This is a genomic window from Levilactobacillus cerevisiae (genome assembly GCF_003946245.1).
Classification (GTDB): Bacteria; Bacillota; Bacilli; order Lactobacillales; family Lactobacillaceae; genus Levilactobacillus; species Levilactobacillus cerevisiae.
Genome location: NZ_RHNN01000076.1, coordinates 1 through 1450, shown reverse-complemented (window position 1 = coordinate 1450; position 1450 = coordinate 1). Strand labels below are relative to the sequence as shown.

The following is a 1450-nucleotide window of genomic DNA, read 5'->3' as shown; positions in this document are numbered from 1 at the left end:
GGGTCTCTGTCAAATCGTATTGGTGGAGATTTTGAACGGCACATTCACTTCGGTGAATGTGCTTTTTGTTTACTCATGAATTAAACTAATCCGGATAAAGAAGTTGTCAATATTTCGAAAACCAAAACAGTTACGCTTTAATGCCTTGATTTTACGATTAAGTCCTTCAATTGGACCGTTGGAAAATGGATAACGACAACTGTTTAGAAGGGCTGAACCATTTTTGATAAACGTGTTGATCGTTATGTCCATTTGATTACTAGTGGGTTGGTAGTTAGTAAGTAAGGATTGGAACGCATTAGCATCCTTTTGGTGTATGGCACTTAAGATACCTTGATAGGTTTGATACACAGATCTAAATCTGGGAAAAGCGTCTAGAGCTAAATCAATGGCGTTTTGTTGCGTCATATACTCGTTAATTCCGCGTAAATAAACAGCCTTAGAATCATTAACTTTTATTTCATCAAGATGAAATAAACGCCATTGAGATTTTAAAATATGATAAATTCGTGAATGCTTATCTTGGATAGTACGAATGGTTTGCGTGCGTTCATTATCTAAGGCACGCCCAGCCAGTTGAATAATATGGAAACGATCGATAATCGTGGCCGCATTGGGAAATAAGCGATGAATGAAGCTGCCATATTCAGCATTCATGTCAATCGTCACTGATTGAACTTGGGCACGTTCTTGAACCGAAAAACGAGCTTCAAAGTAGTCAATGATATCTTTACTTAGCCGATCTTTTAAAGTAACAATTCGGCGATGACTAACGGCATCGCAACAATTAAAGGACATCCAGTGATTACAGGAACGAAATTCATCAAAGCAAAGATTCTCTGGGAGATGTTTAACACGATAGGCTAAGTGAATATTGGCATTTAGGATTCGTTGAACACTGCTTGGCGAAATTCCACAAAGTTTAGCAATTTCTTTACTCGTCAACATATCGCGTGCCAAAACGATCACTTGATGTTTGATATTATGTGTGAAAGTTTCGTTACGATTAACCAACTTAGTTTTAGCACCACAGGTTTTTGAACAATCTTTACATTGGTATCTTTGACGTTTTAAATGCATTTCGTAACGACCACCGGATAAGGTTCCTAAACGCAGGTGACTCATGTGAGTTCCGTTTTTAATTAAGCTTTTATGGCCACAATGTGGGCACTTTAAAAGTTGATAAGACAAAGTTGCATGGACGACATGAATACGTTGGTTTGTGGAACACCGTTCTTTAGAAATACCAGTGACAATTAAGTTTGGGTCTGTTATTTCGAATAAGCATAAGATAGAATTAGTTAGGGACATCTGAATTTCCTCTTTTCGATTTGTTTTGGCGATTAAATCGTAGCACAAAGAGGACAGATGTCCTTTTTTATTTTTCTGATTTTCAAAACAGACAAAAAACCGGTATTAGTTATTCACCAATACCAGAAAGTGTAGACCC

Annotated in this window: 1 protein-coding gene; it reads right to left on the bottom strand. The window is 37.2% G+C overall.

Annotation, left to right across the window (positions count from 1 at the left end):
- Positions 1-69: 69 nt before the first annotated feature.
- Entirely contained in the window at positions 70-1311 is a 1242-nt protein-coding gene (locus tag EKM99_RS15635) for an ISL3 family transposase (RefSeq protein WP_063697918.1), read from the bottom strand.
- Between the last annotated feature and the right edge of the window lie 139 nt (positions 1312-1450).

Bases quoted from the DNA above. Each gene is read 5' to 3' on its own strand.
- EKM99_RS15635 (WP_063697918.1), bottom strand. From the start codon at position 1,311: ATGTCCCTAACTAATTCTATCTTATGCTTATTCGAAATAACAGACCCA.